Annotated in this window: 27 protein-coding genes, 1 pseudogene and 1 other annotated feature; of the genes and pseudogenes, 7 read left to right on the top strand and 21 right to left on the bottom strand. The window is 45.0% G+C overall.

The window, feature by feature from the left end:
- Position 1: 1 nt before the first annotated feature.
- From glf to pmbA, 6 genes are all read right to left on the bottom strand, one after another.
- Entirely contained in the window at positions 2 to 1,111 is a 1,110-nt protein-coding gene (gene glf, locus P7M01_RS04825) for a UDP-galactopyranose mutase (RefSeq protein WP_317483214.1), read from the bottom strand.
- Between the two features lie 22 nt (positions 1,112 to 1,133).
- The gene (locus P7M01_RS04820) at positions 1,134 to 2,588 is read right to left on the bottom strand and encodes a flippase (RefSeq protein ID WP_317483215.1); all 1,455 of its coding nucleotides are present in this window, start codon (positions 2,586 to 2,588) and stop codon (positions 1,134 to 1,136) included.
- Positions 2,575 to 3,768, bottom strand: a complete 1,194-nt coding sequence (locus P7M01_RS04815; RefSeq protein ID WP_317474909.1) for a hypothetical protein — start codon at positions 3,766 to 3,768, stop codon at positions 2,575 to 2,577. The genes P7M01_RS04820 and P7M01_RS04815 overlap by 14 nt, the downstream gene beginning before the upstream one ends.
- 23 nt (positions 3,769 to 3,791) lie before the next feature.
- Complete coding sequence (locus P7M01_RS04810) at positions 3,792 to 4,814, bottom strand: LPS O-antigen chain length determinant protein WzzB (RefSeq protein ID WP_317483216.1); 1,023 nt, start codon at positions 4,812 to 4,814, stop codon at positions 3,792 to 3,794.
- Positions 4,815 to 4,842: 28 nt separating this feature from the next.
- On the bottom strand, positions 4,843 to 5,385 hold the full coding sequence (hpt, locus tag P7M01_RS04805) for a hypoxanthine phosphoribosyltransferase (protein ID WP_317483217.1): 543 nt from the start codon (positions 5,383 to 5,385) through the stop codon (positions 4,843 to 4,845).
- A 184-nt stretch (positions 5,386 to 5,569) separates the two neighbouring features.
- The gene (pmbA, locus tag P7M01_RS04800) at positions 5,570 to 6,925 is read right to left on the bottom strand and encodes a metalloprotease PmbA (protein WP_317483218.1); all 1,356 of its coding nucleotides are present in this window, start codon (positions 6,923 to 6,925) and stop codon (positions 5,570 to 5,572) included.
- Positions 6,926 to 7,073: 148 nt separating this feature from the next.
- On the opposite strand from pmbA, the gene yjgA reads away from it, so the two are divergent.
- On the top strand, positions 7,074 to 7,619 hold the full coding sequence (yjgA, locus tag P7M01_RS04795; RefSeq protein WP_317483219.1) for a ribosome biogenesis factor YjgA: 546 nt from the start codon (positions 7,074 to 7,076) through the stop codon (positions 7,617 to 7,619).
- A 106-nt stretch (positions 7,620 to 7,725) separates the two neighbouring features.
- Here yjgA and P7M01_RS04790 read toward each other — a convergent pair whose 3' ends face one another.
- The 9 genes from P7M01_RS04790 to sodC form a co-directional block, all read right to left on the bottom strand.
- Entirely contained in the window at positions 7,726 to 8,406 is a 681-nt protein-coding gene (locus tag P7M01_RS04790; protein WP_317483220.1) for a M15 family metallopeptidase, read from the bottom strand.
- An 81-nt stretch (positions 8,407 to 8,487) separates the two neighbouring features.
- Positions 8,488 to 9,618 carry a succinyl-diaminopimelate desuccinylase gene (gene dapE, locus P7M01_RS04785; RefSeq protein ID WP_317483221.1) on the bottom strand — a complete coding sequence of 377 codons (1,131 nt, stop codon included), beginning with the start codon at positions 9,616 to 9,618 and terminating at the stop codon, positions 8,488 to 8,490.
- A gap of 232 nt (positions 9,619 to 9,850) precedes the next feature.
- Positions 9,851 to 10,129 carry a transposase gene (locus P7M01_RS04780; protein WP_317483222.1) on the bottom strand — a complete coding sequence of 93 codons (279 nt, stop codon included), beginning with the start codon at positions 10,127 to 10,129 and terminating at the stop codon, positions 9,851 to 9,853.
- 126 nt (positions 10,130 to 10,255) lie between these two features.
- Positions 10,256 to 10,609 carry an arsenate reductase gene (locus tag P7M01_RS04775; RefSeq protein WP_317483223.1) on the bottom strand — a complete coding sequence of 118 codons (354 nt, stop codon included), beginning with the start codon at positions 10,607 to 10,609 and terminating at the stop codon, positions 10,256 to 10,258.
- The gene (gene gss / locus P7M01_RS04770; protein ID WP_317483224.1) at positions 10,606 to 12,492 is read right to left on the bottom strand and encodes a bifunctional glutathionylspermidine amidase/synthase; all 1,887 of its coding nucleotides are present in this window, start codon (positions 12,490 to 12,492) and stop codon (positions 10,606 to 10,608) included. Before gss ends, P7M01_RS04775 begins: the two co-directional genes overlap by 4 nt.
- Positions 12,493 to 12,619: 127 nt before the next feature.
- On the bottom strand, positions 12,620 to 13,894 hold the full coding sequence (thrC, locus tag P7M01_RS04765; RefSeq protein ID WP_317483225.1) for a threonine synthase: 1,275 nt from the start codon (positions 13,892 to 13,894) through the stop codon (positions 12,620 to 12,622).
- 91 nt (positions 13,895 to 13,985) lie between these two features.
- Positions 13,986 to 14,933 (bottom strand): homoserine kinase, encoded by a 948-nt coding sequence (gene thrB / locus P7M01_RS04760; RefSeq protein WP_317483301.1) that lies wholly within the window; start codon positions 14,931 to 14,933, stop codon positions 13,986 to 13,988.
- Positions 14,933 to 17,389 (bottom strand): bifunctional aspartate kinase/homoserine dehydrogenase I, encoded by a 2,457-nt coding sequence (gene thrA, locus P7M01_RS04755; RefSeq protein WP_202935980.1) that lies wholly within the window; start codon positions 17,387 to 17,389, stop codon positions 14,933 to 14,935. Before thrA ends, thrB begins: the two co-directional genes overlap by 1 nt.
- A gap of 45 nt (positions 17,390 to 17,434) precedes the next feature.
- Positions 17,435 to 17,553 (bottom strand) — a sequence feature (Thr leader region).
- A gap of 86 nt (positions 17,554 to 17,639) precedes the next feature.
- Positions 17,640 to 18,203, bottom strand: coding sequence for a superoxide dismutase [Cu-Zn] SodC (gene sodC, locus P7M01_RS04750; RefSeq protein WP_317479741.1), 564 nt, complete (start codon positions 18,201 to 18,203; stop codon positions 17,640 to 17,642).
- Positions 18,204 to 18,327: 124 nt separating this feature from the next.
- On the opposite strand from sodC, the gene P7M01_RS04745 reads away from it, so the two are divergent.
- A complete protein-coding gene (locus P7M01_RS04745) occupies positions 18,328 to 19,026 on the top strand; it encodes a YggS family pyridoxal phosphate-dependent enzyme (protein ID WP_317483227.1) in 699 nt (232 codons plus the stop codon).
- Between the two features lie 5 nt (positions 19,027 to 19,031).
- Here the strand turns inward: P7M01_RS04745 and P7M01_RS04740 are convergent, their stop codons facing one another.
- Positions 19,032 to 19,442, bottom strand: a complete 411-nt coding sequence (locus tag P7M01_RS04740) for a Cd(II)/Pb(II)-responsive transcriptional regulator (protein WP_317483228.1) — start codon at positions 19,440 to 19,442, stop codon at positions 19,032 to 19,034.
- 116 nt (positions 19,443 to 19,558) lie between these two features.
- Here P7M01_RS04740 and P7M01_RS04735 point away from each other — a divergent pair, with 116 nt between their 5' ends.
- The 5 genes and pseudogenes from P7M01_RS04735 to P7M01_RS04715 form a co-directional block, all read left to right on the top strand.
- Positions 19,559 to 20,263, top strand: coding sequence for a DUF4198 domain-containing protein (locus P7M01_RS04735; RefSeq protein WP_317483229.1), 705 nt, complete (start codon positions 19,559 to 19,561; stop codon positions 20,261 to 20,263).
- Complete coding sequence (locus P7M01_RS04730) at positions 20,263 to 20,748, top strand: carboxypeptidase regulatory-like domain-containing protein (protein WP_317483230.1); 486 nt, start codon at positions 20,263 to 20,265, stop codon at positions 20,746 to 20,748. Before P7M01_RS04735 ends, P7M01_RS04730 begins: the two co-directional genes overlap by 1 nt.
- On the top strand, positions 20,748 to 21,359 hold the full coding sequence (cbiM, locus tag P7M01_RS04725; RefSeq protein ID WP_202935986.1) for a cobalt transporter CbiM: 612 nt from the start codon (positions 20,748 to 20,750) through the stop codon (positions 21,357 to 21,359). Before P7M01_RS04730 ends, cbiM begins: the two co-directional genes overlap by 1 nt.
- Positions 21,356 to 22,063, top strand: a complete 708-nt coding sequence (locus tag P7M01_RS04720; RefSeq protein WP_317477054.1) for an energy-coupling factor transporter transmembrane component T family protein — start codon at positions 21,356 to 21,358, stop codon at positions 22,061 to 22,063. Before cbiM ends, P7M01_RS04720 begins: the two co-directional genes overlap by 4 nt.
- Positions 22,050 to 22,551: pseudogene (locus P7M01_RS04715) on the top strand (energy-coupling factor ABC transporter ATP-binding protein); the annotation flags it as partial. The gene P7M01_RS04720 and the pseudogene P7M01_RS04715, both read left to right, overlap by 14 nt.
- A 205-nt stretch (positions 22,552 to 22,756) precedes the next feature.
- Here P7M01_RS04715 and P7M01_RS04710 read toward each other — a convergent pair.
- The 5 genes from P7M01_RS04710 to P7M01_RS04690 form a co-directional block, all read right to left on the bottom strand.
- The gene (locus P7M01_RS04710; protein WP_317483231.1) at positions 22,757 to 23,053 is read right to left on the bottom strand and encodes a DUF3861 domain-containing protein; all 297 of its coding nucleotides are present in this window, start codon (positions 23,051 to 23,053) and stop codon (positions 22,757 to 22,759) included.
- 47 nt (positions 23,054 to 23,100) lie between these two features.
- Positions 23,101 to 23,337, bottom strand: coding sequence for a hypothetical protein (locus P7M01_RS04705; RefSeq protein WP_317485662.1), 237 nt, complete (start codon positions 23,335 to 23,337; stop codon positions 23,101 to 23,103).
- Positions 23,338 to 23,400: 63 nt separating this feature from the next.
- Positions 23,401 to 24,663, bottom strand: a complete 1,263-nt coding sequence (murA, locus tag P7M01_RS04700) for a UDP-N-acetylglucosamine 1-carboxyvinyltransferase (protein ID WP_317483233.1) — start codon at positions 24,661 to 24,663, stop codon at positions 23,401 to 23,403.
- A gap of 12 nt (positions 24,664 to 24,675) precedes the next feature.
- The gene (locus tag P7M01_RS04695; RefSeq protein ID WP_202935991.1) at positions 24,676 to 24,933 is read right to left on the bottom strand and encodes a BolA family protein; all 258 of its coding nucleotides are present in this window, start codon (positions 24,931 to 24,933) and stop codon (positions 24,676 to 24,678) included.
- Between the two features lie 20 nt (positions 24,934 to 24,953).
- Positions 24,954 to 25,304, bottom strand: a complete 351-nt coding sequence (locus P7M01_RS04690; RefSeq protein ID WP_317482164.1) for an STAS domain-containing protein — start codon at positions 25,302 to 25,304, stop codon at positions 24,954 to 24,956.
- Between the last annotated feature and the right edge of the window lie 3 nt (positions 25,305 to 25,307).

The following is a 25,307-nucleotide window of genomic DNA, read 5'->3' as shown; positions in this document are numbered from 1 at the left end:
CTTATCGATTTAATTCATTACGAACACATTTTAATGCCACGGCAATCACTTGATGCATATCAAAATAACGATACATCCCTAAACGTCCACCAAAAATAACATTTTTTTGTTCATCTGCAAGTTTTGTATATTGTGCATATAGACGGTTGTTTTCTTCATTATTCACAGGATAATAAGGTTCATCACCTTTTTGCCATGTTTTTGAATGTTCTTTGGTAATAATTGTTTTAGGTTGCGTACCAAATTCAAAATGCTTATGTTCAATAATACGGGTATAAGGCGTTTCTGAATCGGTATAATTTACCACAGCATTCCCTTGATAGTTTTCCATATCTAAAGTTTCAGTTTCAAAGCGTAAACTTCTGTATTCCAGTTCACCTAATTGATAATCAAAAAATTCATCAATCATACCTGTGAAAACAATCTTCGGATAAGCGGTTAAATATTCCTGTTTTTTTACAAAAAAATCGACATGAGTTTCAACATCAATATTTTCGTGATCAAGCATTTTCTCAACAATTTGTGTATAACCGCCAATTGGAATACCTTGATAAGTATCATTAAAATAATTGTTATCATAAGTTAAACGAACAGGCAAACGTTTAATAATAAAAGTGGGTAATTCTGTGCATGCTTTACCCCATTGCTTTTCCGTATAATCTTTAATGAGTTTTTTATAAATATCCGTTCCCACTAAAGAAATAGCCTGTTCTTCAAGGTTCTCTGGTTCTTTACCATTTAATACTTGACGTTGCTCATTAATTTTTGCTAATGCTTCCGCAGGTGTTACTACGCCCCAAAGTTTATTAAAGGTATTCATATTAAACGGTAAGTTATAAATTTCGCCTTTATAATTTGCAATAGGCGTATTGGTATAACGATTAAATACAGCAAATTGATTCACATAATCCCAAATTTCTTTATCGCTGGTATGGAAAATATGCGCACCATATTCGTGCACTTGAATACCTTCCACTTCTTTGGTATAGATATTTCCTGCAATGTGGTTACGTTTTTCAATCACTTTTACTTTTTTTCCTGCAAGAGCCGCTTCTCGTGCAAATACTGCACCGAATAAACCTGCACCTACTACTAAATAATCATATTTCATTGATATTCCTCATATCATTACATTAATGTTTTACTTTATGCTTTATTTGCATAAAGATATTTTCAAATAAAAATTTTTCTTTTGTCAGCACCAATAAGATTAGGTAGAGGCTAAAAAAGATAAATGCAGCTAATATAAGCACTAAAAGCTCTGAATAATTGACCGCACTTAATAACCACTTCGTAAAAAAGGCACTCACAATTAACGCTACAGTAATTTTTACATATTGAATATTACTAAATAGTACTTTCAAATAATTTTTTACAAAAATACACTGAATCAATAATACTATAAATTCCGCTGTTGTTGTTGAGATAGCCGCCCCAATTGCACCAAACTTAGGAATAAAAAAGAGATTTAAAATAATATCAACAATAGCGCCGCATATCACGGAAATCAATAACGCTCCATCTCTCTTTAGCGGCAATAAAATCTGAATGCCTAAAATATTAGTGATCCCAATAAATAAAACGGTACCCATCACTATTTGTAATGGGAAAACGGCTTCTAAATAGGCACTTCCTGCTAGAACCAAAATTGTTTCTTTTGCAAATAATACAAAAAATATTGCAACGGGTAATGCCATAAGCATAATAAAATTAACAGATTTATTTAATGCTGAGTTAAATTCTTCCGTCATATTGTGTTGAATGTAATAAGACAGTCTCGGCAATAAAACCACTCCTAATGAAGTTACGATGCTCAATAAAATAGCTTTAATTCTAATTGCTGCATTATAGTAGCCCACATCCGTATCGTTTCGCATAAACCCTAACATAGTCGCATCCGTATTTGTATAAACGGCAATGGCAAAACTAGTTAAAAAAAGTAAAAACATGGGTTTTATATGTCTTAGAACTTCATAATGATTATATAACTTAAAATCAATATATTTTCTAAGATTGATTAAATTAATAATACTCGAACCGACAGCTGCAAAAATACTAATAATAGCAAATGAAATATAATCTTCTTTTGAATTTATAAATATAAAAGTTGCAACGAGCGAAATTAATCTCAATACAATGGTTCTTATTGTAATATATTGATATTGTTCAACACCTTTATAAAACCACTCCACACCAATAATGGTAAAAAATATAAGTAATGATGAAATATTCAGCAATATTCTTTCTTGCCACAATTTATCTGAAAAAAATAAAGTTAATGCAAAAATTACATATGCAAAAAACATCATTATAATGTTAATGAATAAAATTTCATGTGTGACTTTAGTTAAAGTATTTTTATTATCTCTGGCTTGTGCTATTGCCCTTACACCATAGTTAGCAACCCCAAAGGAAGCAAACATAACAAAATATGTAACAAATGAAGTTGCGAATGCTACTTTCCCTGTTCCTTCCGGCTGTAAAATTCTTGATACGTAAGGAAACGTGATCAATGGAAATAAAAAATTAGAACCAGTTAAAATTAGGTTCATTATAAAGTTAAACTTAACAGATCTAATTTTTTGCATAATTAATCGGTAACTTAAAATTATTATAATATGCCAACATTAATACCCAATACACATTTATTGAAATATCCAATAAACGATCTTCAATCATACTACTAAATGAAAGCATAAAAATAACGGCGATAAATCTGTAATCGTTTAATTTTAAGCGTTTATAGGTTAATCTCATAAAACTTATGATCGAAATAACGGTGAAAACGACACCGTATCGCATCATAAACTGTAGATAAGATGAATCAACATAATTATAATCTTCTGACATTTCTTGTACCGCACCACCTAAGCCAATAAACTCAACTTCTTGCCCCAACAAAGGAATTGAGTATTCTTGTAATGCTTTATAGCCTAAAAATAATCGTCCGCTTAAAGCGTTATTAATCTGTGCAAAAATTTCCTTTTCAGGATCATAATAATAAGAAAGATAAAATATCGTGATAAAGCCTATTAAATAGGTTAATGTAATAAGTAATATCATTAATTTATGTTTACAAATATTTCTAAATAAACAAATACTGAAATAATAAATTAATAGAAAAAGAAGAATGCTATATCCAGACATCCTTGCATCAGCCAAATCTAAAGCAAGATATGAACATAAAGAAGCTAACAATAATAAAAAGAAGTGATTTATTAATTTATTTGGATTCATTAAATAGGCATACGCAATCACAATACTTTGTAAATATGCAGCAAAAACTGTTGGATAAATAGTTCCAAAAGAATTCCGGATTTTCAATTCCCCATCTCTGATTCTGGAATATTGAAGATTTGGGATAATATCTACCAACGTTGAAATATATGTAAATACTAATAATAAAATTATTGTAGTAAGAAAAACTATTAATACATATTTAAAATCCACATTTTTTGCTCCTAAAACAAGAGCAATTAACGTGATTAATTGTCGGTCACCGGTTTTTAGGCTGATAAGACACATTAATAAGAAAAGAAAAGAGTAAATTATAATTTCTTTAAACGAAAAAGAATCAATCAAAATTATTTTCAGCAGTAAAAATAAAATTACCGCTGAAAATAATATCACTTTGATCAAAACATAGGATGAGAGTTGAGCAAACATTGAATGATTTAAAAAAGTATTAATCAGGTAAAAGCAAAAACTTACTAAATAAAAAGAATTAGCAAGATTTTGGTTGCCTTTAATACTTTTTAGCTTGGTCATAATATAACCTACTCAACTTTGAATTATTCTTTAGAACTTAAGAAAAATTTTACTAAAACTACTGCACAACCCACAATACCACCTAACACAGCTCCCACAATCAACAAAATCGCACGTTTAGGCCAGTCGCGTTGAACCGGGTAACTTGGTGAAGCCTGATAAGTGTAGGTTTGTGCTTTTAATCCTTTAACTTCATTCTGTAACGCTTTCAGTTGATCAACTTGTCCTGTGATAATTCTTAACTGCATTCGGGAATAATCGTCACCATAAACTAATAACGCCATTGCAGGATCTAAAGCTGAGTCTTGAGCAGATTGAGAGGATGAATTTGAACTGGTTTGAGGCAGAGACTGGGGAATAACGTTTAACGGTTTAGAATCGTCTTTATTTTGTTCTTTTTGCACCATTAAAGATTCTTCAATTTCTTTTTTTTCATTAGTTAAATTATCAATTTGTTGTGCAATTTCCATTTGAAACTCATTCTTATCTAATTCGAATGCTTTCTCATTAATGAAGTCAATAAATTGAGTTAATGTTTCTTGCGCATTTTCAGGCGTCTGAGCAGAAAAAGTAATTCTATTACCAAACATATCGGTATTTTTCTTCGGATCAGGACGAACCACTGCGGTATCCTCAGTGATTAAATCAGACAAAATTTTGCGTTTCCCTTTTTCATCTTGATCTTGAATTAACCCTTTATATTCATCCGATTGAGCGAAGAAATTTCTTCGTTCATTTAGGGAAAATGCAAGGCGATCAAACTTAGCATATAGGCTTTTTGATATCGTATCGATTGTGATATCGGGTAATTTCGAAATCTGCGCAAAACGTAATTTTGCATTCCCATAAGCTCCCATATCAACAATAGTCGGCTCAATAACTTCGGTCGTCGAAGTCCATTTTTCCTTAGCCGTAAAAGCATAAATAGCCGCAACAATCGTAAATAAAAAAGCTGACAGAATAACCGTCAGTTTCTTTTTCCATAAAACCTTAATTAAATCAATGAGATCAATCTCATCGTTTTTCGCTAATTCTGAATTTGCCATACTTGTCTCTTTTTATTAATAAGTTGAATTATTCATCTTCCAAAACCACTTTTCCGATAAACCCTAAATTACGGTAACGTTGCGCGTAATCAATGCCGTAACCCACAACAAATTCATCGGGTATTTCAAAACCGACCCATTCTACGGACACCGAAACTTCCCGACGGGAAGGTTTATCAAGTAAAGTACAAATCGAAAGGCTCGCAGGCTCGCGCAGAGCTAAAATGGCACGCACTTTATCCAGTGTGTAACCAGTGTCGATAATGTCTTCCACAATCAATACGTGTTCGCCTTTGATATCGCCGGTTAAATCCTGACTGATTTTCACATCGTGAGTAGAGGTCATACCTGTGCCATAACTGGAAGTCGTTAAAAATTCAATTTCCACCGGCAATTTCAGCTCCCGCACCAAATCCGCCATAAACATAAACGAACCGCGCAGCAAACCTATCACGATTAATTTATCAACTTGTTTTTGCTGGTAAAATTCAGTGATTTCTTTGCCTAAAGATTGAATTTTTGACCGCACTTCCCGCTCGGAAATCAGGACATCAACATGATGTTTTTTCATTCAATTTACCTTTGTTAAAATTTTTAAGATTATAGCAAAAAAAAAACTGAAGTCATACAACTTCAGTTTTTGCCCTAACGAATTTACTTTCTACTCTACCTGTCGGAGCATCTATGCCTTAACAGATGACACTAAGATTAAGCTAAATGAGAATTATTGTCAACAACTCTTTTTTATATTTTAGTTAATTCCCTGAAATTTTCATATTTTCCAATAAGATAGATCCAGTTTGAATATTGGAACGATATTCGATGTCATCGGCAACCGCTACGATACGATTTAACATTTCCGACAAATTACCGGCAATGGTGATTTCGGATACCGGATAGCGGATTTCGCCGTTTTCCACCCAAAAACCTGAGGCGCCGCGGCTGTAGTCGCCCGTGACCATATTCACGCCTTGTCCCATCAAATCCGTGACAAGCAAGCCTGTGCCCATTTGACGTAAAAGTGCGGGCAATTTTTCGTGAGAATTTGATTTAACCAACCAGTTGTGAATACCGCCGGCATGCCCCGTGGTTTGCATGCCCATTTTCTTCGCGCTGTAGCTGGTGAGCAAATAGGTCTGCAACACGCCGTTTTCGATAATTTCACGCGCTTGCGTACGCACGCCTTCGCTGTCAAAAGGGGTGGAAGCCAAACGCCCGATTAGGTGCGGTCGTTCGCTGATTTGAAACCAGTCGGGTAGAATTTTTTGGCCTAATTTATCGAGCAAAAAACTGTTTTTACGATACAAACTGCCGCCGCTGATTGCCGCCGCCAGATGTCCTATTAATCCCGTCGCCACATCGTTCATAAAAATCACCGGACATTGTTGTGTGGCAATTTTTTGCGGTTTCAAGTGAGAAATGGTTTTCTCGGCGGCATGCCGTCCCACCCATTCCGGGCTTTCCAACTCGACAAGTTTGCGGGAAACCGTGTACTCATAATCGGTTTCCAATTCATCGTCCGCGCCGCCCAATACGGAACAGGAAACGGAATAACGGCTGGATAAATAACTCTGCAACATGCCATAACTATTGCCGTATACGCGCACGCCTTGATGAGAATTAAAGGATGCGCCGTTGCTGTTTACGATACGTTCGTCGTAATCCAGGGCGGCGGATTCCGCCTGTAAAGCCAATTCGACAGCGGTATCCACATTGATGTCCGCCGGGTGATACAAATCCAAATCCGGCGCGTCAAACGCCATCAGCTCTTTCGGCGCCAAGCCTGCGCAATCGTCGAGCGAAGTATATTTGGCAATCGCCAACGCGGACTCCACCGCATTTTTAATGGCTTCGCGACTTAAATCCGAGGTGGACGCACTGCCTTTTCTCTGCTCTGAATACACCGAAATACCCAAGGCGCCGTCGTTATTGAATTCCACATTTTCCACTTCCCGCAAACGAGTGGAAACGGACAAGCCGCTGACTTTAGTTACGGCAACCTCCGCCGTCGCGCCGGCTCTGGCGGCAATTTCTACCGCATAACTCACCGCATCGCGCAATTCCTGTTCCAGCGCTTTCAAAAGTGCGGTCGAATTTTGTTCTGTTTTCACTGTTTTTCCTTAAAACGTAGAGTGGACTTGCTAGCCCACCGTTAACCTAAAGTTAAGTGGTGGGCTAGCAAGCCCACCCTACCGAATATTTGTCGCATTGTAGCTTATTTGCTAGAATGTCGCAAAATTTCACATTAAAGGAATAACAATGAAAAAACGGGGCAAAAAACCGGAACTGGACTGGACGGACGACGAACAGGAAGAAATCATCTGGGTGAGCAAAAGCGAGATCAAGCGTGACGCGGAAGAATTGAAAAAACTGGGCGCAAAATTAGTCGAATTAACCCAGACCAATTTAGACAAAATCCCATTAAACGAGCGCTTGCTGGACGCCGTAAATCTGGCTCGTCGTTCGGAGAGAGAAGCCAAACGCCGCCAGTTGCAATTTATCGGCAAATTACTGCGTTCGGCGACAGAAGATGAAATTAATCATATTCGTGAAAGTTTGGATAAAATTGAGAATAAGCACAACCAACAACAAGCTATGTTGCATAAGCTTGAACAGCTACGCGATGAACTGGTTGCCGGCGACGATGCGGTATTAACAAAATTTTACGATGGCTATCCGCAAGCGGATCGCCAGCATTTGCGTAATCTGGTGCGCGCGGCGAAAAAAGAAAAAGAGCAAGACAAAGCGCCTAAAGCCTACCGCGAGATTTATCAATATTTGAAAGAATTGATTCTGGAAGATTAAACGTAGGTTGGGCTTGAACGTAGGGTGGGCTTGCCAGCCCACCATTAGAAACTTTTTGGTGGGCAAGCATGCCCACCCTACCTGTCACAAACATGCCCCCTACCTGTCATACGAAATACCGTTCAAAAATCTCATCTAAATGTTCAATTAAACAATCTTTGCCACCGATTTCTTCCGTTTCCCAGGCGGAAATCAAAAGCTCCGACGTAAACTGATTCTGCGCTTGTTCCGCCAAAGGCCAATAGCTAATATGCCAAGGCTCGCGCCCTACTTCGATTGACTTTTCGGATTGCATAAACGGCAAGGTAAAATCGAAGATCGCCAGATTATCCGCTAACCATGCGCTTAAATCCGCAAAATAGCCGCCTTGTTCGTATTCCCAGGGTTCAAGCTGAAGCGACTGATTTTCGGGAATGCGATCAGGATCCCAAAAATCAATTTCCGTGCCCCAATGATGGCGGCTGGCGCCCGGCAAAGCCGACCAACGCAAAATGGCCTGGCATTTTTCCCATGAAGAAAGTGCGGTCAGATTTACCGCAGTTCCGTGATCGTCGTGCACCTTGCGTTCGCCGTTGAATTTTCCGTTCCAAATCAGCTGCTGCCGCCAAAAATCACGAAAACTGCTGGCGGGTTGTAAATTGAAGCCGTTTTTTACCGCACTTTGCTGTAACGCCTGAAACGCCCGCACCGCCTGCGCTTGCAGAAAATGGTTCGACGAATAAGGGCAAGGCAACGGCAGCAAATGCGTGCGGGATTTACCGGTTAGTTGTTCGGGTGTTAATTTCATTTTTGGTTACATTGTCGGGCAATTATGAACGTTCGTTAAGATCGAAAAAAAACGCACCTAATATGCCCGGATAAATTGAGGTCAATCCAAAAGATTAACCAGCATTCGTTGATAAACGGCGCCCAGCGCCACTAAATCCGCCACGGGAACGCATTCGTTCACTTTATGAATGGTGGCGTTTAACGGACCGAGTTCCACCACTTCCGCACCCATTAGCGCGATAAACCGTCCGTCTGATGTGCCGCCGCCGGTATCCAGTTTAGGTTTAATACCAACGATCGATTCTAAACCGTTTACCACTGCGTCTACCAATTTTCCCACTTCAGTGAGAAAGGGTTTGCCGGATAAATCCCAGTTAATACGATACTTCAAGCCGTGTTTTTTCAGCATCTCCGCCACAGTATTTTTGATGAGCTCATCCGTCACTTCCGTGCAATAACGCAAATTGAACTGCACATATAATTCGCCCGGAATCACGTTATTAGAACCGGTTCCCGCCCGAATATTGGCGATCTGCAGGCTGGTCGGCGGAAAAAATGCATTACCCTTATCCCATTGATATGCGGTTAATTCCTGTAAAAACGGTAACGCTTTATGCACCGGATTTTCCGCTAAATGAGGATATGCCACGTGCCCCTGAATGCCTTCAATATAAAGATTACCCGTAATGGAGCCGCGCCGTCCGTTTTTCACCACATCGCCCAAGGTGTTTGAGCTGGAAGGTTCGCCAACCATGCAGAAATCAATATTTTCGCCGCGCGCCATCAGGGTTTCCACCACGCGCACCGTGCCGTCTTTAGCGGCGGCTTCTTCATCCGACGTAATCAAAAACGCGATCGTGCCGGCGTGATTCGGATTGGCTTTCACATATTCTTCCGCCGCCGCTACCATCGCCGCCAACGAGCCTTTCATATCCGCCGCGCCGCGCCCGTACAAGATATCATCCACGATTTTGGCTTCAAAAGGCGGATAAGTCCATTGACTTTCATCTCCGGGCGGCACCACGTCCGTATGCCCGGCAAAGGCCACAACCGGCGCACCGGAACCGTGTTTCGCCCACAGATTCAGAGTATCGTTAAAGGGCATCCATTCAATGACGAATCCTAATTGTTCCAGTCGTTGCGCAATAACTTGCTGGCAACCCTGATCATCCGGCGAAACGGACGGACGACGGATTAAATTTTGCGCTAATTCGATAATGTTATGATTCATAAATTTTTTTTTATGCCATCTGTAGGGTGGGCTTGCCAGCCCACCAATAAGTTATTATTCAAAATCAAGACAGGAAATTTCATGACAAATATCTCCGCCCCAATCTTCATCAAAAAAACCAAGTCTAACATCACGATGAAATGATGAATATTCCCAATCACTAACCTTCGCTACATATCCATGTTTAACAGGATTATAATAAATATAATCAATATGATTGTTCAAATCTCGATCATCTCGAATCAGATGCTCCCAAAACCGCCTTTGTCAGATACCACTTTCTCTTTTTCTTTAATTGACTTGCTGTTTTATCCGTTCGATTCTGTATACGCCTCGAAAAATTTGTTTTAATTGCACCAATTCTTCGGGAATAATTACTATCACCTTCAGGCAACTGCATAATAACATGAAAATGATCAGGCAATACTACAATCGCAATAGTTTCAAAGGGATAATAAGATTGAACTTCACGATAGGCTTCACGAAAATCACCAATAAAATCAGTTAACAATGTACTTTTACGATCTAATAATACTATCGTAAAAAATACATTGCACCTTCAGTAAAATCACGACGATAGTTAGACATTCTCGATATTCTGTTTATTGGTGGGCTGGCAAGCCCACCCTACATATATTCATTTTATTTGGGAAAACGCTGCCGTGTAATCTTGCTCATTAAAACCAATTAATGCAATTCCGTCTTGCAGGATGATGGGGCGTTTGATGAGCGTAGGTTGCTCCGCCAGCACGCAAAGTGCGGTCGATTTTTTCAATGTTTTTTTCGTGTTTTCATCCAGATTACGCCAACTGGTGCTGCGTTTATTGACTAATTCCCGCCAGCCGAATTGCGCTTCGGCACGCACCAGAAAATCGGGTTCCAAGCCGTCTACACTGTAATCGTGCAAGCGGTGTTCGATGCCGTGTTCCGTCAACCATTTCAACGCTTTTTTCACGGTATCACAATTTTTAATGCCGTAAACAATGATCATTTTAAGAAGTCCTTATCCGAAATTACGCGAAGCGGTTGCATATCGCTGTCGCCCACAATAACACGCGTCGGATCGGAACGCAAACAGCTGCCGCCGTAATGCCCGCCCACCGTAAACGTGCAGATTTGGGTGTATTGTTCCTCCACTTTCGGCAGGCACCAAAGACGTTGATAAATGTTGGTCTGGCTGTCGAATTTGCCAAAAGTGCGGTCAGAAATTTCACCGTTTTCGCCGATAAGCTGCACATTGTCGCCGCGGCGTCCGCCAATCGGTTTTTGCGCATAACCGTCTTTGCGTAAAGCGTCCGTCAATTCAAAAGTCGCTTCCAGCAAATAACGGTGATTCGGGAATAATGACCACAGCACCGGCAAAATCGCTTTGTTGCTCGGAATGGCCGTCCATAACGGTTCGTACACCAGCACTTCCGGACGCAGCAGAACGTCAATCAAACGCACGGTATCGCCCGGATAACCCGTGCGAATCGGCGGCGCCACTTCTTTGCCCTTCGCATCTTCGCGCAGCTGTTCCAGCACGGTTTCCCACGCCCAGGTTTTCCACACCGTCCGAACGGGATTGCCGTCATCGTCCAGCAAATTGCCGCGCGTATCCCAATGCAAGCCTTCCGTGCCGTGAATAATTTTGGTTTGAAACTCCGCTTGCTTTAAGGCTTTCTGCATAAACATGGCGTGATAATCTTCTTCAAAATCATTATCCTGCATGATATGCACCAACGGCGTCGCCTGACTGTGTTTCCAGCAATCCGTCAACACATTACGCAAATCCGCCCCCGGATTTTTGCCCGCCGTTAGCCCCGCCTGCATCGCCCATTGATTCAGAATATCGCCCGCTTCCGCGTGGCAGGACGCGCTGTCCGCGTTGTATTCGTAAACCTTCAGCCCGTTTTTATCCATACAGAAATCCAACCGTCCGCTAATGGTTTGATAACGACGGTTCTGCCAGGACAAACGCAGACGCGGCCACAGCAATTTCGGGATATTGAACAGTTGCAACAGATTATCGTCTTTCAGCACTTTATCGGTGGCATGCAAATACATCAAATGTAATTCGTTGGTGGCGCGAATCAATTCCTGATGAGCGGATTCGGAAATCGTAAAATAGCGATATTGATCGGTGCGACTGACGCAATGTCCCTTCATCGCCGTAACAAAAGCTTTCTCGAAATCGTTATTTTCGTTCAGCCATTTGCCGTCGAACTGACCGCGGTTTTCCAGATGATTCGGTCTGATTTCCAGCAAAGCCGGTTCCGGCATCGGTTGCGAAATGCTGTAAGCGGTGTCGTCCGTTTGAATCATCCAGCCCAGAATTTCCGTGTCGTCAAAAGTGTCGTGCAAAAAATAGCCGTTTTCATCGGCGGTCATCGGCAATTCCCGAGTCCATTGCTGGCCGCGCGGTAAGCGGGAATGCAACACGTTTTGTTCCGCAATTCGGATTTTATGTTCAAACACTTCCGTGATAATCGCCACATGTCCGGTATGCTTAAACTCGCCGCCTTCCTGCCAAATCAGTAAGGCGCCGGCTTCAGGCTTTTTTTTACTGCCGTTGGCAAAGGCCTGCAACGGCAAAATCGTATCGTTCACCACTTGGCGCAAAAATCGCAAAGAGAAAATTTCATAGGCCATGCCCACATCCGTAAACACCCAGCCGTGATTAAGATAAAGATAGCGACGGGCGAATTCCACACACTGCCATTTATATCCCATATACTCATGCCCGATATAGCTACGAAACGCCGCATCGTCAGGATATTCCCGCTTGTCCGCGGTTTCATAATCCGACGAATAAATCGCGATGCCGCCCGGCGCGTACCCGAGCAGACTGCCAAAAGGATCGTGAGTGGTAATATTAGGCGAAATGTCAGGCATACTGCGCTCCTAACCGAAATGAATAAAAGAAAGGCGTTAGTATAGATCCAATTAAACGGGAAAACAAAAGTGCGGTCAAAAAACGTTTCATTTTTTGACCGCACTTTACACAGGAATCTCTACGCGATTATTTCAGCAAATAAGCGCGTAATGTGGCGAAATCCGCCTCCATTTCGTCGGAAAGCAACGGCAATTTATTGTGCTTGTCCAGAGCTTGCGGTAACGGCAGTTCAATATTCAGAATGCGTTCTACGCTTTCTTTGAATTTCGCCGGATGAGCGGTGCATAAGAAAATGCCCGTTTCGCCCGGTTGAAGTTGATTTTTCAACGCCTGATAGGCAATCGCGCCGTGCGGTTCGCACAGATAACCTTCCGCATATTCCGCTTTTAAGGCGGCTTCCGTTTGCGCATCGGTTAAGCTGGCGGAGGCCAAATCTTTCAGGCTCCACCCGTTGCGTTTAAACAATTCTTCCACTCGCGGCCAGTTGTTCGGACGACTGACGTCCATGGCGTTGGAAAGGGTGGCAATCGTTGCCTTCGGATCCCATTTTCCGCCGGCTAAATAACGCGGCACGGTATCGTTGGCATTGGTGGAAGCGATAAAGCGCTTAATCGGCAATCCCAAGGTTTTGGCGATTAATCCGGCGGTCAGGTTGCCGAAATTGCCGCTCGGCACGGACACGACCAGATCTTTGCGTTTTTCTTTCGGTAATTGCGCCACCGCTTCAAAATAGTAACAAATTTGCGCCAATAAACGGCTGATGTTAATGGAATTGGCGGAATTCAAGCCGATTGTTCGCCGTAATTCTTCGTCGTCAAAGGCTTGTTTGACTAACGCCTGACAAGCGTCAAAATCCGAATGAACGGCGACGGTGCGGATATTACCGCCAAGGGTACAGAACAATTTTTCCTGCAACGGACTGATTTTGCCTTTCGGATAAAGAATCACCACATTAATGTTTTCCAATCCGTAAAAGGCGTGCGCCACCGCCGCACCGGTATCGCCCGAGGTTGCCGTCAAAATGGTGATTTTGCCGTCGCCGCGCACCGTGGCCAAGGCTTGCGCCATAAAGCGTCCGCCGAAATCTTTGAAAGCCAGCGTCGGGCCATGAAACAATTCCAGCGCGTAAATATTTTCATTCACTTTCGCCAACGGCGCCGGAAACGTGAAAGCATTTTTCACCATGGCATTTAATTTTTCCGTCGGAATTTCGTCGCCGATAATCGCGCCCAGAATTTTCTGGCTGCGTTCCACCAACGGCAGATCCAGCAAAGCGTCAATATCGTCTAACTGCGGAATCACTTCGGGGAAAAACAAGCCCTGGTCTTTTCCCAGCCCCTGACGCACCGCTTGGGCAAAGTTAACTCGTTCTTCAGGGTGTTTGATGTTGTATAGATTCATGTCTGTGTCCAATTTCTTGTTCAATTTCGACCGCACTTTACACCAATTCCGGCATTTGCACAAAAAGTGCGGTCAATTTTTTCGTTGTTTTTTAATCCAATGCTCTGGCGCCTTGATTGTCCACTTTGCAAATATGCACGAAGCCTTCGTTATTTTGCAGATAATGTTGCTCCAGATATTTTGCCACTTTGGTCGCCGTTTGCAAATCCGGCGCGATGGCAAACATGGTCGGACCGGAACCGGAAATACCGCAGGCCAACGCGCCGAGATCCCTTGTTGCCTGTTTCACTTCGGCAAAATTCGGCAGCAAGGCGGCGCGATACGGTTCGGCGATAACATCCTGCATCATCATTGCGGCCAATGCTTCCTGATGGGTGTGGCAGGCATGCACGAAGCTGCCGAGATGGCGACCGTGGTCAATCACGTCCTTGCGGGTATAGCTTTTCGGCAAAATAGCGCGCGCTTCGGCGGTGGAAACTTCAATGCCCGGATAGGCCAGCACCCAGTACCAGTGATCGAAAAAAGGCAAGGTCTGGCTAATATTGCCCAGACTTTCCACCATTAACTGCAAGCCGCCCAGGTAGCAGGGCGCCACGTTGTCGTAATGGATTGAACCGGAAATCCGTCCTTCCAGTTTGCCCATCATTTCTAACAATTCCATTTTGGAAAAAGGTTCGTTATGGAATCGATTTAACGCCACTAACGCGGCCACGATAGAACAGGCGCTGGATCCCAGACCCGAACCGATCGGCATATTTTTTTCCAGCGTTAAGCGTAACGGTTTGACGCCGATACCCCGTAATTTCAAGCGTTCGCTGAACAACACGTACGCCTGATAAACAATATTTTTTTGCGGCTCTTTCGGCAGTTTGCGGACAAAATAACCGACGCTTTCCAGTTCAAAACCGTTTGCGATTTCATCAATTTGAACCACATCGCCCAATAAGGAACCGTCGATGGGCGAAATCGCCGCGCCTAAGGTATCGAAACCCACACTGACATTAGCGCTGGAAGCCGGTGCATAAATTCGTAAGGACATCATATACCTCCGTGCAACGTACGAAGAATATCGGCAAATACGCCGGCGGCCGTGACATCCGTTCCCGCGCCGTAACCGCGCAATAACAGCGGAATCGGGCTGTAATAACGGGTTAAGAACGCTAAGGCGTTTTCGCCGTCTTTCACTTTATAGAGCGGATGATTTTCATCTACCGCCTCAATGGCGACACGGCATTTAGAACCGTTAATGGAGCCGACGTAACGCAATACTTTGCCTTCTTTTTTCGCCGCCTGAACCCGTTGGTCGAATTCCGCATCCAAATCAGGCAGAACGGCTAAGAATTCATCGCGGCTCATGCCGTCGGAGAAACCGCGCGGCAATACGCCTTCCACTTCGATATCTTCAAACTCGAGCGGCAACCCGGTTTCACGGGCTAAAATCAGCAATTTCCGCGCTACATCGGCGCCGGATAAATCATCGCGCGGATCCGGTTCGGTAAAGCCTTTTTCTTTCGCTAACAACGTGGCTTGCGAAAGCGTTAAACCTTCTTCCAGTTTACCGAAAATGAAAGAAAGCGAGCCGGACAGAATGCCTTCGAATTTTTCCACTTCATCGCCGGCAGCCAGCAGATTTTGCAGATTTTCAATTACCGGCAAACCTGCGCCCACATTGGTTTCATATAAAAATTTATGGCTCCCCTGACGCGCCGCTTCGCGCAACTCCTGATAATAGGCATAACTTGAAGTATTGGCTTTTTTGTTCGGAGTAACCACATGAAAACCTTCGCGCAACGCTCGCACATAAAGATTTGAAACGGATTGCGCCGAAGTACAGTCTACAAACACCGGGTTCACCACATGATGCAGTTTAATGAAAGATAACAGCACATCGAAATCCGACGGTTGAATGGCATTTTGCAGGTCGTTTTTCCAGTCGTCCAAATCTAAACCGTTTTCGTTCAACAGCATTTTATTCACATTCGCTAAGGCGCAAACGCGGATTTCAATGTCTTTTTTGGCTAAAAACGCCTTTTGTTGTTTGATCTGCTCGATCAGCGCACCGCCAACACCGCCAACACCAACGAGGAAGACGTCAATGGACTTTTTATTGCTGAATAATCCCTGATGCGTAGCTTTTACCGCTTCAATCGCTTTATTCATCGGCACCACGGCGGAAATGGAGCGCTCAGAGGAACCTTGCGCAATGGCCACAATGCTGATATTAGCCTGAGCCAGGGAAGAGAAGAAACGCGCCGCAATACCTTTGGCGGTACGCATACCGTCGCCCACCACGGAAACAATGGATAAATCTTTAATGATATCCACCGGATCAAGGGCGCCGGATTGCAGTTCCCGGGCAAATTCCGTATTTAATACGCTCAGGGCGTGATCCGCCAATTTAGCCGGCACACAAAAACTGATGCTGTATTCGGAGGAAGATTGGGTAATCAAAATCACGGAAATTCCCGCTTTCGACATAGTTGAGAAGACGCGCGCCGCCATGCCGACCATGCCTTGCATGCCCGGGCCGGACACATTAAACATCGCCACATTGTCTAAATTGGTAATGCCTTTCACCTGTAAACCTTCAGCGGCATTTTCGTCGCTGTCGATCACCGAACCCGGTGCGTCTGGATTGCCGGTATTTTTAATCAGACAAGGAATATTGGTTTGCACCAACGGACCGATAGTCCGGGGATGAATCACTTTCGCGCCGAAATAAGACAACTCCATAGCTTCGCGATAAGATAAATGCGGTAAGAGACGAGCGTCCGGTACCAAACGCGGATCACAGGTAAACACGCCATCCACATCCGTCCAGATTTCGCAGGCGCTGGCTTTCAGGCAGGCGGCCAGACAGGCGGCGGAATAATCGGAACCGTTGCGTCCCAGCAGAACCAACTCCCCCTTTTCGTTTCCTGCTGTGAATCCAGCCATTAACACCAGGTTCCGTTTCGGGATGGACGCCACATCCACCCGTTTGGCGGATTCTGCAATATCCACGGAAGATTCCAAATAAGTGCCGTGCGCCAGTAATTTTTCCACCGGGTCAATCACCGTCACCGCATAGCCGTTGGCTTCAAACCAGGCTTTCATCATGGCAATGGATAATTTTTCGCCTCGGCAATCGATGGTCGCTTTCACCGCGTCTTCCACTTTACCGGCGGCACGGATTTGTTCCAGTAATTCGGCGATTTGAGCGAATTCCCGGTCGATCAAAGCCTGAGTGCCGGCAAGGTCGAAATTGTTATTTTCAGCGTGTAATCCTTTGATGATGTTATAAAAAATATTAACGGCTTCATCAAAATGGCAATCGGTAGGTTGGTTCAGACTCGCTTTTTCGGACAGGGCGACAAGGTGGTTGGTAATTTTGGCGGGAGCCGAAAGCACGCCGGCGGCTTGTTCTTCCAAATGAGCTTTTTCGATTAACCGGGCGGCTTGCAAAAACCGTTCGGGATTCGCCAGAGATGTGCCGCCAAATTTGAGTACACGCATAGGTTTTCCTTCTTAATATGTTGTGATTTGTGAATTGAGTTCCGTTGTAAAAAAGCCCGCACTTTTTCAGTTGCGGGCTTGATTGAATACCTTTCGTTCGCACTATCCCGCCGTTATGATGGTCATAATGGTGGTCATCGTCATGATTGTGAAAGTGCGGTCGAATTTCATGATATTTTTTCCGTAAAAACGAATGTGGTTAGAAATACCTAAAAAGATTTTATTTGTCAAATAGAAATTGCGTTAAAACCTATTTAATCACACCGCAAGCCATTCTGGCGCCGCCACCGCCCAACGGTTTCGGATGATCGGAATGATTATCGCCGCCGGCATGAATCATCAACGAACGGCCTTTAATTTCGGACAACGCTTTCAAGCGCGGCGCCAATACCGGATTCGCCGCATGACCGTCAGCCTCGACATAAAGCGCCGGCAAATCGCCTAAGTGAGCGACATCAGACCAAGGATAACCGTGACCTTCCGCTTTAGTCGGATTCCAATGGCCGCCGGCAGCCAAACCCGCCGTAAGTTTGCCGTCTTTCTCCTGCGGTTCGCAGCTTGGATTTTCATGAATATGGAAACCGTGCAACCCTGCGGAAAGTCCTTTCAATTCCGGTGTAAACACCAATCCGTAAGGCGATTCGGTTATCACCACTTTTCCGACGGAACGGTTCCCTTTCACCGGATCCAATAATTGCATGTCGACGGTTAAATTTTCAGCGGACGTCGCCGTTTGGTGTCCGGTTTCCGCCGCATTCGCCGCCGCAGAAACGCCTAACGTTGCTAAACCTAATGCCAATAATGTTTTTCGCATAATTTCACCTACTAGAAAAAAACGAATTAAGTTAAAATAAGCTTTGCGACACTCAGATCGAAAGCAATTCCAATATAAAGACTATTCAAAAAATATTCAATGAAAACGGCTTGGACGGAAAAAAATGACAATTCGGCAAAATCTTGAACATATTCACCAACAAATCGAAAACGCATGTCTGGCGGCGGGACGCAACAAAAGTGCGGTCAAATTATTAGCAGTTTCCAAAACCAAACCGGTGACGGACATTCAGACGGCAATTGACGCCGGGCAACGGGCTTTCGGTGAAAATTACGTTCAGGAAGGCGTGGAAAAAATTCAGTTTTTTGCGACAAAACATCCGGAACTGGAATGGCATTTTATCGGTCCGTTGCAATCCAATAAAACCCGTTTGGTGGCGGAACATTTCGATTGGATGCAAACGGTGGATCGCGCCAAAATTGCCGATCGGCTGAACGACCAGCGCCCTGCAGACAAAGCGCCGTTAAATGTGCTGATTCAAATCAATATCAGCGACGAAGCCAGCAAATCCGGGATTCGCCCCGAAGAAATGGCGGCGTTGGCAAAACACATCGAAAATCGCCCGCACTTACGGCTGCGCGGGTTAATGGCGATTCCCGCGCCCAGCGACGATATCGGCGAGCAGGAAAAAGCCTTAAACGCCATGAAAAATCTGTTCGAACAACTGCAGGCGCTCTGTCCGAACCAACAAATCGACACGCTTTCCATGGGCATGACGGACGATATGGCAAGCGCCATTAAATGCGGTTCCACCATGGTGCGTATCGGCACGGCGATTTTCGGCGCGCGCAATTACGGCTAACCGCATTATTTCACGCCGACGAAACGCACTTTGCCGTGTTGCAGCAGCGTGTTCATTAAATCCGCGTCCTGTGCGGCATTGTTCACTTTGCCTTTCAACGCGATCAGCTGCAACCGCAGATGATCGAGTTCATGAATGCGTTTCACCACGTCGCGAATATGGCGATCCAACAACTCGCTCATTTCGTCTTTAGCCGCCGGCGCATTTTTCAGCTCCAGCAACTGTTTGATTTCATGCAGCGAAATATCCAACGAACGGCAATAACAAATAAACGTCAGCCGTTCCAAATGTTCGTCGTTATACAGACGAAAATTACCGGATGTCCGTTGCGGCGGCGGCAACAATCCTTGTTTTTCATAAAACCGAACGGTTTCCACCGTACATCCTGCGACTTGCGCCAATTTACCGATTTTCATTTTTCTTCCTTAACATGATCTACCTCAAAAAAGTGGTATTTATACCTTGACCCTGAAGTTACTTCATATTTTACACTATACGCCCGTTGAACAGGAGCCGTATTTGGAATGATCACATGAAAAAAACCGTATTTATTTTGACCGCACTTTTCGCCCTTCCGGCGACGGCGCATAACGTCTGGCTACAAAAAGACCCGCAACATAACGACAATTACGTGTTGAAATTCGGTCACGAAACCGCAGAAAACTATCCCGAATCCAAGGTTAAATCCGTACGAGCGATAACCGGCGACGGCAAAGACGGCAAAGTGACGTTAAGTTTTCGCCCGGCACAGAACGGCAAAGGCGAAACTCACATCAAAGCGAATAACGCCGCCATAATTTATATGCAATTCGACAACGGCGTTTGGTCGAAATTAGCAAGCGGCAAATTCGTGGAAAAAAGCAAAAAATACGCGCCCGATGCGGAATTTTCCCTTAATCCGGTGAAACTCGGTAAAGCCATTTTAAGCTGGAACGAACAGGCGACCAAACCGCACAATATGAGCTATGAACTGGTTCCGCAAAGCAAACCTGCGGCGGGAAAACCGCTGGCGATTTTAGTCCTGCGTAACGGCAGCCCCGTTGCCGGCATTAAAGTAGGATTGGGTGAAGACCAACCGGCGAACTTAAGCGATGCAAACGGCATAGCGCAATTCACGCCAAGCCGCGGCTTCAATAAAGTGTGGGCGGAATTCAACGAAAAAGTGACGGACAATCCCGATTATACCGATCGAAGCATCGAATATCTGTTGACCTTTGACGCGGACGAAAACCAATAATGAAAACTCGAATAATTTTGACCGCACTTTTACTGAGTTTCGCCGCCTCCGTCGGCGCCCACGGCCTATCGATTTTCGCCCAATACGATGGAACGGAAATCAGCGGCAAAGCCTATTATTCCGACCAAACGCCGGCGGCGGAAACCTATGTGGAAGCGGTTCGCACCGGTGAAACGGAACCGGCGGTTTACGGCAAAACGGACAAACAGGGCGCATTTCGCTTACCGATTCATGAAAACGCCGATTTCAGCGTAAATATTGAAGGCATGGAAGGCCACAAAGCCACCGCTAAAGTTAACCGCATTGAAAGTGCGGTCAATTCCGGCGCCGTTTCCAATGAAGCCGTTCTTGCCTTACGGGAAGATATCAACCGCCTGAAAGATAAACTGTATTTCCACGATATTCTCGGCGGAATCGGCTATATTTTCGGTCTTGCGGGCATGGCGGCGTGGTTACGCTCGCGTCAATCTAAAGGAAAAGATTAATGCATATTTCCGAAGGAATTCTACATAGCCAAACGCTGATTATCGGGGCGACGGCGGCGGTTATCGGCGTGAGTGTCGGTTTGCGCAAAACCGATTACGAACGATTGCCGCTTACCGCTTTATTTGCCGCCGCGTTTTTTGTCGCCGGCACGATTCACGTGCCTGTGGGAATCGGTTCCGTGCATTTAATTCTGAACGGCATGGCGGGATTGTTTCTCGGCTGGGCGGTGTTTCCCGCTTTTCTTATTGCCTTGTTGTTACAAGTTATCTTCTTTTCCTTCGGCGGCTTTGCCGTGCTCGGCGTTAATCTGTGCGTGATGGCGCTGCCCGCCGTTTTGGTGCACTTGTTGTTAGGACGTTGTTTGCAGCAATCTTTAAGTCGCGCCCGCTTAATCCTGTTGGGCGTCTCGGCGGGCGTAATCGGCGTGGGCGGCGCCGCGCTGCTCGCCTCGCTGATCCTGGCGTTTGACGGCGGCAAAGCTTATTACGATCTCATCCGCTTGCTGATAGTCACGCACATTCCGGTCTTTTTTATCGACGGAATCATTAGCGCGGGCGTTTTACTCACGCTAAACAAAATGTCACCCGCGCTATTACGGACAACGCCATGAAACCGGCCATTTTTCAACCGCACTTTCGCCTCATTTTCACCTTTGTTTTAGGCTTAAGCGTGAGCGCCATTCAAAATCCGCAATGGTTGCTGAGCTTGCTCTGTCTTACGGCGGGCGCGCTGCTGGTTGTGCTGATTCGACAGGGAAAACCGCTGGCATTCTATCTTCGGCGTGCGCTGATATTTAACCTGTTCACTCTGTTAATTTGGTTGACGCTCAGCTGGAAAATAAGCGAAAACGGCCTAGAATGGCACGCGGCGGGCATGCACACGGCGTTACTTATCACCTTGCGTATGAACCTGATTTTATGCACGATTTGGTTATGTTTAATCAATATGACCGACAGTATTTTGGTGCAGGCGGTGAGCAAATTACCGTTGCCGGACAAACTGATTCATCTGTTTATTCTGACGGTGCGTTATATTTCGCTGCTCGGCGAACTGAACCGGCAAATGACGCAAGCCATGAAAGCCCGCGGATTTCAGCCGAAATTTAACCGACGCACCTTTTCCGTCATCGCTCAACGAGTGGCGTTATTGCTGATTCAGGCGATGGTGCAAGTGGAAAAAAGCGAAATGGCGTTAAAAGCGCGCGGTTTTCGCTTTGCTTCCCGTTCGTCGTTGCTGGATAAACCTTGGTGGAAAACAGTGGAAATTTCTACCGCACTTTTACTTATTATCGGGATTTATTATGCTCAGCGTTAATCATCTTTCCGTTCGGCGGGGCGATCAATGGATTATTCGGGATCTCAGCTTTCGGCTTGAAGGAATCCGGCGCCTGTTCTTACAAGGCGAAATCGGGACGGGAAAAAGCACGTTATTGCAAGCGTTGCTGGGTTTTATTCCCGCCCAACAAGGGGAAATCCGATTATTCGGCGCGCTTTGCCAAACGGAAAAAGATTTTCGGCCGTTTCGCGGTCGGATAGGATTTTGTTTTCAGAATCCGGACGATCAACTATTCGGCCCGACCGTTTTGGACGATGTGGCGTTCGGCCCGCTTAATCAAGGTTTATCCAAACCCGAAGCCTATACCGTTGCGCGGCGACAGCTGGAAAAACTGGGAATGGATTACCTGAAAGATCGCTCGGTTAACGTGCTGTCCGGCGGCGAGAAAAATTTCGTCGCGTTGGCGGGCGTATTGGCGATGCGGCCGGAAATGTTGTTGTTAGACGAACCCACCAACGGCCTGGACAGTAAAAATATCAAAAAACTCACCGCACTTTTGCGCGATTTAAACCTGCCTATGTTGATTGCCTCCCACGATTCCGCCTTTACGGAACAACTGGCGGATTCGGTGCTGTGGCTGCGAAAACCGGAAAACGGCTAAGAAACGGCGTCCGCGGGCAAATAACCTGAAAAGTGCGGTCAATTTTGGTGAAGTTTTTAAATGCCGCGCTTTTATTCGTGCTTATCTTTTTGTTTTATGATTTTCATCATTTCCATAATATGCGGTCTTAACCGGCTGAATAACGGATTGTCTTTATCTTCCATCATCGGCTCGGTCATGAGTTTTAGCCCGACCGCAAAACGTTCGGCGATGTTGTCGCTCATTCCTTCACGCTCTTTGGTGCGCTCTATAATCTCAAAAATATCATCGTGGTTAGGTGCGTCAAACCGCAGCGCTTTGCGTTCAACTGCATTGCCGTCTTTGTCGGCAAGATGTTCTACAGTAATACGATATTGATGTTGTTTCATCTCTGTGTTGAGTTCGATTTCAAACCGCCCGAAAAGTGCGGTAGATTTTACCGCACTTTTACCTGCCGCTTATTCACTGATGCTATCCGCCCAGTTGAACAATTCCTCAAATCGTAATCGTCCGAATGCGGCACATTCCACGGCATTTGATAATCCGCCCGTTTGCCGCTCATTTGCAATTTAACGGCAAGCATAGCGGCGATAGCGTGCGAAGTGTCGCGGTCGGCCGTACCGGCCCGAATGCGCCAATGTCGGGCGGCGTCAGGGTTGTTCACATAATTCATGGCGTTCATCATTTTAATGATGTCAGACGGCGCGATGGTGCTTTTTGGGTTTCACCGTTTCAACTATTCGGAAAAACGTTCGATTCGAGCGCCTAAGCCGCGTAATTTGTCTTCGATATGTTCGTAACCGCGATCAATGTGATAAATCCGATCCACCACGGTTTCGCCGTTTGCAATACAGCCGGCCAGTACCAAACTGATGGATGCCCGTAAATCCGTCGCCATCACCTGCGCGCCGGACAAACGTTCCACGCCGTGGATAATCGCCGTATTGCCCTCGATTTCCCCTTTTGCGCCCATGCGGATTAATTCCGGCACGTGCATAAAGCGGTTTTCGAAAATGGTTTCGGTGATTTTACTGGTTCCCTCCGCCACAACGTTCAGCAAAGTAAACTGCGCCTGCATATCCGTCGGAAAACCCGGGTGCGGCATGGTGCGGATATTTACCGCTTTCGGACGCTGTCCGCACGAATCCAGCGTAATGGTGTTTTCCGTCACTTCCACCTGCATACCCGCTTCACGCAATTTTTCAATCACCGCATCAAGGGTATCCGCTTTGGTGTTATGACAAGTAATGCGGCCGCCGGAAATCGCCGCGGCGATTAAGAACGTCCCGGTTTCGATACGATCTGGCACAATGCTGTGCTCGCAACCGCCTAAACGGCTCACGCCTTCGATCGTAATGGTATCGGTACCGGCGCCTGAAATTTTCGCGCCCATTTTATTCAGGAAATCCGCCGTATCCACAATTTCAGGCTCGCGTGCGGCATTTTCAATGGTGGTGGTTCCCTTCGCCAGGGTTGCCGCCATAATCAGCGATAACGTAGCGCCAACGCTGACTTTATCCATATAAATACGAGTGCCGGTTAAACAACCGCTGACCGTCGCTTTCACATAACCTTCATCCAGTTCGATGGTCGCGCCCATTTTTTCCAAGCCGGAAATATGCATATCCACCGGACGGGCGCCGATGGTACAACCGCCCGGCAAAGACACCTGTCCTTCATGAAAACGGGTAAGCAACGGCGCTAACGCCCAGATTGAGGCGCGCATGGTTTTCACCAATTCGTAAGGCGCAACGTAACGATCGATTTTAGACGCATCAATTAACACGGTTTTATCGTCTCTGCGCTCAACGGTGACGCCGAGTTTTCGCAGAATTTCAAAAGTGGTGTCGACGTCTTTTAATTCGGGAACATTAATTAACTTAACGGGTTCTTCCGCCAGAATTGCGGCAAAAAGAATGGGAAGCGCAGCATTTTTCGCCCCGGAAATCCGCACTTCACCGCTTAATGTTGATTGGCCATATACACGGAATTTTTCCATTTTCATTACCTCCTAATTTAATACGTTCAGAACGCGATCACGCGCCCATTTCGCTTTATCGTAGGTTTTAATGGTTAACGCATGAATTTCACCGGTTTGAAAATACGACATCAGCGGCGCATAAATCGTTTGTTGTTGTTTAATGCGCGACAATTTTGCGATATCGTCATTTACCACGATGACGCTGAAGTGCGCGTCTTCGCCTTGCGCATATACTTCATCAAGATTAAGGGATTCTTTTAAAATACGTTCGATTTCTTGCGGTTCCATTCCAGAATTCCGTTGTAAGGTTAATGAGTTTGAAGAAAACCACTCAGCCACTGATCTAAATCAAACAGTTCGGCCAGGGTAAGTAATTGTGAAGGCGCATGTTCAATGGTCAGAGTTTTATCCGGCTCCTGAACCCGGCGCACTTGATAAATGAGATCACAAAGCAGCGCAAAACCCGCACTATCCATTCGAGTAATCGTTGATAAATCAAAAATTACGTTTTGGCGAGCAATTTGCTTGTCCGATAAAACGGCAAAACGCTGCTGCCACAAAGGCAACAACGTATCGCGCGAAAGCTCTCCAATTAATCGGAAAGCCATTTTATCATCATTTTGCGCTGTCGACCACGTGAGTTTTTCAGCTTGAGTCATAAC

Source organism: Exercitatus varius (genome assembly GCF_029577735.1).
GTDB lineage: Bacteria > Pseudomonadota > Gammaproteobacteria > Enterobacterales > Pasteurellaceae > Exercitatus > Exercitatus varius.
This window is presented reverse-complemented; position numbering and strand designations above follow the sequence as displayed.